Below are 8,537 nucleotides of genomic sequence, written 5' to 3'. Positions count from 1 at the left end.
CCCGTCGTCGTCCGATTGCTGGCCGAGCACAAGCCGTTTCAACTCTTCATGGACCGTCTGTACCGGGTATTGCTGAGCGACGCGGGTCTGGACGGGCGGATCGAGGCGGCCATGTTCTCCGGCGCGCTCGCCACCGCTGTCATGCATCCGCTCGTCGCCGACATCGACGACGACACATTGCTCACCAGGGTCACCGATTTGAGCCGGCGCCTGCTCGGCCTGCCTCGGGACGCCCCCGACTGACGAGTGCGGCTATGTGTCGGCGCGCACCCAGGTCATGACACCGTCGTGGGCGAAGCAGACCAGGAACAGTCCGTCCGGCGCCTGCGCGACGTAGTTCTGGTAGTTCTGGCAGGTGGCGCCTTCCTCCTTGACGCCCGCCATCGGTGGTGACCGGAACCATCGCGGCTGGTATCTCCTGGGCGAGCCGCAGAACATCAGCCGTCCGGGCTCGGAGGCGAACGAGACGTATCCGTCGGCGACACCGAAGGCGTAGTAGGTGGTGTTCTCACAAGGCGCGCCCAGAACCTGATGCGGCATGATGCCCGGCGTGCAGGCGGGGTAGTCACAGACAGTCGGCCCGGCCGACGATGGCGGCGCGGCCAGCACACCGGCGCCGAGCAACGCGGCGGCCATCGCCACGATGAATCGCACGCGATTACTTTGCCACACCCGAAAAGAAAATTCTCCTGGTTGGAGAAGATCAGCCGGGCCGCAGGGCCGCCGGCGCCGGGCCGCGCCGGCGGGGCTACGGGTCGCCACCCGGGAGGCGCACATTTGCGCATGTGGGAGCCACGATTGCGGCTGATCGATGACGCCGTTGACACCGGTCCCAAGTGATAAGCTCCTTCTCCGTGCACGAACCGGAGGGGCCTGACGCCGACCATTGCGGCGGCCCGGCGGACGTGACCGATCCCGCGGAACCACGGTCGGGCTCAGGGGCCGATCCCGGCGCCATCGCACCCGACACGGACACGGAAGACGAAGTCGCCGAGGCGGAAGCGCGGGCGGCGGAGGCTCGGGCGCGCCTCGCAAGGCTGCGCGCGGCAGCCGAAACCGGCGAGGCGCACGACGACACCGCTGCCCCCGATGTCGAGCAGCGCTCGGCAAAGTCGATCCGGGCACGACTGCGGATGCCACGGCGCCCGAGGCGACCGCGGTGGCTCCGACCCCCGTCCCGGAAAGCAATCGCCGCGTCGGTCGGCGTCGTGCTGGCGTCCGGCTCCCTCGCGGCGAGCGGTTACATGGTGTGGCAGCACCGGGCGACCGTGCACAGACAACAGCTCGCGGCGGAAGTCACTGCCGCAGCGCGGCAACGGATCACGGCGCTGATGTCGATCGACGCCAACCATGCCAGGGACGACTACCAGCGCATCATCGACGAGTCGACGGGTGACTTCAAAGCCCAGATGTCTGCGATGTCAGCCATCATGGCCAAGCAGACGGAGGAATCGAAGGTGAGCAGCAAGGCCACCGTCGAAGCCGTAGCTGTCGAGTCGATGAGCGACAATTCAGCGGTCGTACTTGTGGCGGCGAAATCCGATGTCACCAATGCGGACAACACGCATCGGCCACCCGTCGTGTGGCGGATCAGCGTCGCCCTCGCGCGGGACGGCGGTCAGCTCAAAATGTCGAAAGTCGATTTCTTGCAATGACTGTCGAGCATGGTTCGTCGCCGGACGGCACGGAGACGTCGCCGCCCGACCAGGCGGGGTCGGCACCCTCTTCGCCGGGGCCGGCTCGCACCGGCGGACTGGCCGCAATCAAACGCTGGATCGGGCGGTGTGTCGCGAGGTGGCGTTCGATCGTCGCGACGGTGTTGGTCGTTGCGGCGATCGGCGTCGCCGCCGGTCTGTACTTCGTCCTGTATCGGCCGGATCAGCAGGTCTCCGAGGCGGCGGCGCAGCGGGCAGTTCGGGCGGCGTCAGAGGGGTCCGTGGCCGTGCTGTCGTACGCTCCCGACAACCTCGACCGCGATTTCGCCAAGGCGAAGTCATATCTCACGGGTAATTTTCTCGCCTACTACACCAAATTCACAGAACAGATAGCCGCGCTGGCACAGCAGAAGCACGTCACGGAGACGGCCCAGGTGATTCGGGCCGCCGTTTCGGAGCTGCACCCGGATTCCGCGGTCGTGCTGGTATTCATCAACCAGACCGCCACCAGCACGGAGAAGCCCCAACCACAAACGACCGCGAACAGCGCCCGGGTGACGCTGACGAAGGTCAACGGTTCCTGGCTGATCTCGAAGTTGGATCCGCTGTCGTGACCGCTTGCCATTTCGGTTCAATCGCCATTTTGTCGCAGCCGAACCGGTGTTAATCTCATTGCACGAAAAGCAGCACGCAATGTCGATACCGCATTAATAGTGTCGGTTAATTGAAGTGGGTCGAGGAGTACCTGATGCGTTCAGTTCGACCACTCACCGCCGTTACGCTGGTCGCTGCCACCATATTCGGCGGCGTGAGCACGGCGTCCACAGCGCGGGCAACGACCAAGGAAGAAGTGGCCGTCAACGGAACGTTCCGCGCCACGTCCATCGGCGACTGGGCCCAGCGCAACGATCAGTACTTCGGCGAGCCGACGGTCGTTCAGACCTGGACGATCAGTTCGACCTGCGTCACGTTCCAGGAATGCCACGGCACGGTGACCAGCGACCAGGGATGGAGCGCTCCCCTGTACATGAACGACGGGGAGATGTGGAAGGTCAAACGCGAAGTGCGGGACTGGGAGCGGTGTGAGGACGGCACCGCGTTCACCGGGCAGCAGACCTTCTACTTCTACCCGGTGAACGAATACGGCGGATATCAGCTCGGGTCGTCGACCTACGCCGGGAAAGACAAGACGGTCGGCCCGTCCGGCGCCTGCGGGCAAAACCAGTGGCTTGATATCGCGATGCCGTTGCGCCTGGACAAAATAGGCTGACCGGGCGCTCTACTCACTTACTTACTTCCCCGCCCCGAGGCGGCTTCAGGTGGGAAGCATGTCCTGCCACGTCTTGGGCGCCTTCGGGGCAACCAGATCCGACTGCTGGTACAGCTTTCCGTCCGGACCGACATAACGACCCGTGCGCGGGTCATACCGGGCGATGGTGACGGATGGCCGTTGCTTGCCGGCCCCACCGTTGAATGAGCTTGGCGCCGCCTGCGGCCCACCGCCCGCGGCCGCGTCGGGGGGCGCGGCATCGGGAGAAGTGGGCACCGCGGGCGCCGCCGGCGGCGGGGGAAGTTCCCCGGCGGCGGGGACGTCCAGTGGCGCTATCGGCGGAAGGTCGGCCGACATTCTCGACATCGGCGCCAGCGGAGGCGGTCCCGACGACGGCACAGGCGGTACGGCCGCCCCAACCGTGCCCGGTGGCGGATTCTCGCCCCGCGGCCCCGCCGGCGAACCTCGCGGCACCGCCCCCGGCGGAAGTGGGGTTCCCTCCACCGGGCCGAAGATCCTGTCGTTGACGGTCACCCGGTCGTCGGGCGGGACGCCCTGGGCGAGCAGGTTGGGGTCAAGCGGGTAGGGACCGAGGACGTGCTGTTTCATCGCCAACGGCATGTACGGCTTGTCGCTGTTGCAGATTTCGACCGTCGGGGCGCGCTTGCCCGGGTGACCCATACATGGGTAGTTGCGGGCACCACGAACCCCGATCGGCGAATCCTGCGGGAGCTTGCAATACAACCCGTCGGGTGTGTCGATGTCGGTGAGGTCGTCCGGGGATCGCCACGTGTTGGGCGGCATGAAGCCGACCGTGCAGATCGGCGGATCGTCGATCGTGAGCGCGAAGTCGCCCTGGGCGGTGCCCTCGGGATGGTTCGGCGCCGCGGCGGCCTGCTCGATGGCGACCGCCGACGGCAGCAACACCAGCAGCTGCTCCAGCGAGGGGTGGTAGGTGACGCCGATCTGACCGATGGTGGTCAGGTTGGCGAGCAACACCGGCAGCGTCGGTTTGACTTGTGCGAGAAGGCGGGACGCTTCGTTCGCCGCCTCGGGACCGTTTTGCAGGATGTTGCGGAAGTGGGAATCGTTGTTCACCAACACATCCGAGATGCCGGCGAAACTCCGCGCCCACGTCCTGATCGAATCGGCGGTGCGCGCTTGGGTATCCAGGAGCGGCCCGGTGTCTTCGGTGAGGGCCCGGGTGCGATCGACGACGCCGTTGGCGTCGCGGGACAACGTCTGCGACGAATCGATCAGTGACCCCAGGTCGTAACCGGAACCGTTGAAGCCCTGGAACGACTCGTCGAGCAATTGGCCGAGTTTGGTCTTCGGGATGCTTTGGACCAAGGCATTGAGCTGGTCGAGCATCGGCCCGACCGGCTGCGGAATCGTGGTGTCCCGCGCGGCGATCACCGAACCGTCGTGCAGGTAGGGCGGCGAGTCGGTCTTGGGCCGCAGATCCACGTACTGTTCACCCACCGCGGAGACGCTGAGCACCTCCGCGGTCAGGTCCGCGGGAACCTTCGGTGAAGTGCTCAGCGACAGCGTCGCTTTCGCGCCCGTCGGGGTCAGGCCCACCGACGTCACCTTTCCGAGCTGAACCCCGCGGTAGGTCACGTTGGAGAACCGGTACAGGCCGCCGGTGGCCGGCAGCTCCAGTGTCACCGTCATCCGGCCGATCCCCAGCAGGGTCGGCGCCTGGATGTAGAAGAGGACCATCGCGATCACGCCGACGGTCCCGGCGATCGCGAACACCGCCAACTGGATCCGGACGAAGCGCGTCAGCATCTACCCGCCACCTTCCGTCGGTGCCGTTGCCGGCGGCGGTGTTTGCCCCACAGCCGCGTCGGGCTGCGGCGCCGCGGCGGGCGGCGGCCCGGGCAGCGGGGCCGCGCTCGGCGGCGGTCCGGGCAGCGGGCCCGCACCCGGCGGGGGCCCGGGCAGCGGGGGGAGGCTGGCCGGGTCGACCCACGGCGGCCTCACCGGGTCATGCATCGGATCATGGGTGTACTGCAGGTAATACGGGTCCCCGGGGGCCGGTACCAACGGCTGGTCCAGCTGCCCCCAGTGCGTCCCCAACATCAGGCCTCGCTTGAGCCGTGGAATCGACAAGTCCAGATCGACGTGCAGGTTGAAGTAGTCGCCCCGAACCGCACGGTCGACGAAGTTCTGGGTGAACGGGAACACGAACCCGGCCGCGACGGCCGTGCCGAGTTCCGGTCCGACGTCGGCGAGCGCGCGGATGGTCGGCTCCAGGTTCTTGAGGTTCTTGACCAGGTCGGCCTGGGTGTCGTTGACCAACCTGGTGGCGGTGTTGCTGAAGACGCGCAGTTTGTCCAGGGCGGCCGTGAGCCGTGGGCGCTCCTTGATCAGCACATCGAGCGCGGGCGGTATCTTCTGCAGCGCCTGGGTGAGGACGTCGCGCTGATCGGCGAACGTGGCGGCGAGCCGGTTCAGCGCCTGGATGGAATCGACGAGGTTGTCCCGCTGATCGTCCAGCGTTCCCACGAACGTGTCGAGGCGGGTGATCAGATCACGGACCGCGCCCTCGCGCCCGGACAGGGCGGCGGAGAAGTTGTGGATGATCTCGCCGATCTGTCCCAGCCCGCCGCCGTTGACGACAGCCCCCAGCGACGACAGCGTCTGCTCGGTCGACGGGTAGGCCGATGAGCGACTCAGCGGGATGGTGGCGCCCGGCTGCAGTCGTCCGCTGCCCTGCTGGCCGAGCGGCGTATTGAGCTCCACATGCATCGACCCCAGCAGGCTGGTCTGACCGACGGTGGCCACGACGTTGGCCGGGACGACGACATCGCGCTTCACCGAGATCTCGACGTCGGCGTGCCAGCCTTTCACCCTCATCGCGCCGACACTGCCGACGACGACATCGTCGATCATCACCGGCGAATTCGACTCCATGGTGCCGACATTCGGCAGCTCTACGTGGTAGATGTTGGCCCCTGGCCCGCGTCCGACCGCGCCCGGCAGGGGCAGTGAATTCAGGCCGTGGAAGGCGCATCCCGTCGCCGTCAGCACCACGCAACAGCTCACGGAGAACACCCGGCGCGCCGTGACCCCCGCGATCATTGTTGTGGCCGATCGGCCGGCAGCAGCATGTCTGATGCGCTCTGCGCTGGTGGCGGCGGTGGTGGCGCCTCCGGTGTGCTCGGCGGGGGCGGCAGCGGCATCGCCGCGCCCGGTATCCGCGCGGGCGGCACCGCCCCCGGCGGTCCGACCGGGTCACCGGGCAGGCCGGTGTAGGCAGACACTGCGGGCGGGATCTCGGGCGGTCCGGGTTTCGGGCCCTCGCCGCCGGGGGCCAGACGCTGCTCGCTGTAGAGGATGTTGGACGGGTCCACCGACTTCTGCAGAAAGATGTTGATGGGGATCGGCAGGTTGTTGAAGTTGAGCACGCGCAACCCTGGACCGAGGAACAGCGAGCACAGCTTGCCCGATTCAACGGCGGTGACGTTCTCGATGGCGCCGATCGCGGTGCAGCCGGGCACGGGCACCGGAAGCATCAAACCCGAGAACGTGGAGTTCGCGAAGTTCATGATCCCGAAGCCGCCCACGATGGTTCCGGTGTCGGCGTTGTAGTCGTTGAAGAAGTTGCCAAGCGCGTTCGGCGCTGCGTGCAAGATGTTCTCCAGATCCATGTGCTGATCGGCCAGGACCTGCGTGACGTCGGCAAGCCGGGCGATCTGCTCGCTGGTCTGGTTGCGCGTCCCGGCGATGAAGCGTTGCACCTCGCCGACCGCCGTCGACAGATCGGTCAGCGCCGCGTCCAGGTCGGACTTGCTGTCGTTGACCACGCTGGTGAGCGTGGCCAGGCGGTCGTTGAACTGCACGATCTGGACGTTGCTTTCGCGCAGCGCGCCGACGAAGGTCTGCAGGTTCTTGATGATGTCGACGATGTTGCCGCTACCGTTGGCGAGGATTCGGCCCACCCCCGACAGTTGACTCAGTGTCTGCCGTAGCTTGTCCCCGTTGCCGTCGAGCGCGTTGGCGGCGCTGTCGATGAACCGGCCCACCGACGTGCCCGAGACCCCACTCTTGGGCCCCAAATCCGTTGCCAGCCGCATCAACTGGGCTTTGACCTCGTCCCACTCGACCGGGACCGCGGTCCGTTCGACCGGGATCACGGCCCCGTCGCGCATGACCGGTCCACTGTCGCGATAGGCCGGCGAGAGCTGGACGTAGCGGGAGGCGACCAGATTTGTGGCGACGATCACCGCCTTCGCGTCGGCCGGAATCGGTACGCCGCGGTCGACCTCGAGGGTCATCTTGGCCCGGGTGCCCTGCGGCTCAATGGATTTGATGTTGCCGACTTTGACACCCGACACCCGCACCTCGTCATGGGGATAGATCGCGGTGGCGGTGGTGAAGTAGGCGGTGATCGTCTTCTTGCCGAAGACCGTGTTGCGGACGAGCACGGCGGCGCCGGCGACGATGAGCCCGACCAGGACAACCGCCGCCACGGCCGTCACCCTGTTACGAGGTACCCGGGAGGTCATTGTGACCCTCCGATCCTGCCGCCCAACGTGCAGCCGGGGCAGACCGGAATGCCGTTGTACGGCCAGGGAGTCAGCGAGCGGGGCAACGGCGAAGGGTAGCCCGGCCCCTTCGAGGTGTCGAAGGTGCGGAATCCCCAGAGGTAGTCGATGATCGGCTGGAAGAGTTGCGGGGCAAGGAAGTTCGGGACGAAGGCCTGATAGGCGTACATACTCGAGATGCCCTCGCCGACCGTGATCTGGAATTTCTTCAGGCCCGGCAGCGCCTTGCTGATGTTATCGCGGTTCTTTTGCAGCATGGCGGTCACCGAATTCAGCCTCTCCAGCGTGGGCGCCAGCTTGCTTTCGTTGTCGTGTACCAGTGCCGTCAGCTGTTTGGCCACCGCCGACGTGTTGGCCAGCAGGTCCACGATCTCTTGCCGGCGCGCCACCAGCACCTGCAGCAGAGAGTCGGAGTTGAGGATGAGTTTGTTGACCTGCTGGCTGCGTTCGGAGAGGACGCCGGTGACGTCGCCGGCGCTCTTGAACAGCTCGCCCAGATTCTTGTTGCGGCTGTTGAGGGTGCGCGACAACCGGGTGAGCGCGTCGAAGGCCGGCCCCATTTGGGGCGCGATCTGGTCGAGCGTCGCCGCGAGCGTGTCCAACGACTGATTCAGCGCCGTGGTGTCCGTTCCGGCGGTGTCGGTTGTCAGGTCGCTGACCGCTTCCGTCAGCGAGTACGGCGAAGACGTGCGCGAGACGGGAATGAGCGCCATCGGGTGCAACGTGCCGCTGCCGGCGGACTCCAACGTCAGCATCCGCTCGCCCAGCAACGTGCCGGTGCGGATGTGCGCGGACGTCTCCGAACCGAGCAGGACGTTGCCCTTCATGGCGAACGTCACCAGAGCGTCGCCGCGCTGCAGCTTGATATCCGACACCGTGCCGACCTTCACGCCGGACACGATCACGGGGTTGCCCGTCGTAAGGCCGCCGGCTTCGGTGAACAGCGCCTGGTATCTGACCATCGTCGCCCACGCGATGAACCGGTCGGGCGACAGGCCGACGAGGATGACCATCACCGCCAGGACGACGCCGATGAGTCCCGCCTTGACGAGGCCAGTT

8 protein-coding genes and 1 pseudogene are annotated in these 8,537 nt (G+C 66.6%); 4 read left to right on the top strand and 5 right to left on the bottom strand.

Going from position 1 to position 8,537, the window contains the following annotated elements; translation table 11 throughout:
• A pseudogene (locus tag A5713_RS24815) lies at positions 1-243 on the top strand (TetR/AcrR family transcriptional regulator); the annotation flags it as partial.
• A 9-nt stretch (positions 244-252) separates the two neighbouring features.
• Here A5713_RS24815 and A5713_RS24810 read toward each other — a convergent pair.
• On the bottom strand, positions 253-636 hold the full coding sequence (locus A5713_RS24810) for a hypothetical protein (RefSeq protein WP_197509201.1): 384 nt from the start codon (positions 634-636) through the stop codon (positions 253-255).
• Positions 637-956: 320 nt separating this feature from the next.
• Between A5713_RS24810 and A5713_RS24805 the strand changes: the two genes are divergently transcribed.
• From A5713_RS24805 to A5713_RS24795, 3 genes are all read left to right on the top strand, one after another.
• Entirely contained in the window at positions 957-1,655 is a 699-nt protein-coding gene (locus A5713_RS24805; RefSeq protein ID WP_369804522.1) for a hypothetical protein, read from the top strand.
• A complete protein-coding gene (locus A5713_RS24800; RefSeq protein WP_068098902.1) occupies positions 1,652-2,269 on the top strand; it encodes a hypothetical protein in 618 nt (205 codons plus the stop codon). Before A5713_RS24805 ends, A5713_RS24800 begins: the two co-directional genes overlap by 4 nt.
• 134 nt (positions 2,270-2,403) lie before the next feature.
• On the top strand, positions 2,404-2,925 hold the full coding sequence (locus A5713_RS24795) for a hypothetical protein (protein WP_067922838.1): 522 nt from the start codon (positions 2,404-2,406) through the stop codon (positions 2,923-2,925).
• A gap of 45 nt (positions 2,926-2,970) precedes the next feature.
• Here the strand turns inward: A5713_RS24795 and A5713_RS24790 are convergent, their stop codons facing one another.
• The 4 genes from A5713_RS24790 to A5713_RS24775 all read right to left on the bottom strand — a co-directional run.
• The gene (locus A5713_RS24790; protein WP_068098901.1) at positions 2,971-4,716 is read right to left on the bottom strand and encodes an MCE family protein; all 1,746 of its coding nucleotides are present in this window, start codon (positions 4,714-4,716) and stop codon (positions 2,971-2,973) included.
• Positions 4,717-6,012, bottom strand: a complete 1,296-nt coding sequence (locus A5713_RS24785) for an MCE family protein (RefSeq protein WP_068098900.1) — start codon at positions 6,010-6,012, stop codon at positions 4,717-4,719. It lies immediately after the preceding gene.
• Positions 6,009-7,439, bottom strand: coding sequence for an MCE family protein (locus A5713_RS24780; RefSeq protein ID WP_068098898.1), 1,431 nt, complete (start codon positions 7,437-7,439; stop codon positions 6,009-6,011). Before A5713_RS24780 ends, A5713_RS24785 begins: the two co-directional genes overlap by 4 nt.
• The coding region (locus tag A5713_RS24775; RefSeq protein WP_231980663.1) for an MCE family protein at positions 7,436-8,537 on the bottom strand (1,102 nt) is incomplete at its 5' end. The genes A5713_RS24775 and A5713_RS24780, both read right to left, overlap by 4 nt.

The sequence above is a fragment of the Mycobacterium sp. E2497 genome (assembly GCF_001668695.1).
Classification (GTDB): Bacteria; Actinomycetota; Actinomycetes; order Mycobacteriales; family Mycobacteriaceae; genus Mycobacterium.
This window is presented reverse-complemented; position numbering and strand designations above follow the sequence as displayed.

Coding starts and splice junctions, on each gene's coding strand:
- A5713_RS24780 (WP_068098898.1), bottom strand. CDS start 7,439: ATGACCTCCCGGGTACCTCGTAACAGGGTGACGGCCGTGGCGGCGGTT.
- A5713_RS24785 (WP_068098900.1), bottom strand. CDS start 6,012: ATGATCGCGGGGGTCACGGCGCGCCGGGTGTTCTCCGTGAGCTGTTGC.
- A5713_RS24790 (WP_068098901.1), bottom strand. CDS start 4,716: ATGCTGACGCGCTTCGTCCGGATCCAGTTGGCGGTGTTCGCGATCGCC.
- A5713_RS24810 (WP_197509201.1), bottom strand. CDS start 636: ATGGCCGCCGCGTTGCTCGGCGCCGGTGTGCTGGCCGCGCCGCCATCG.
- A5713_RS24800 (WP_068098902.1), top strand. CDS start 1,652: ATGACTGTCGAGCATGGTTCGTCGCCGGACGGCACGGAGACGTCGCCG.
- A5713_RS24795 (WP_067922838.1), top strand. CDS start 2,404: ATGCGTTCAGTTCGACCACTCACCGCCGTTACGCTGGTCGCTGCCACC.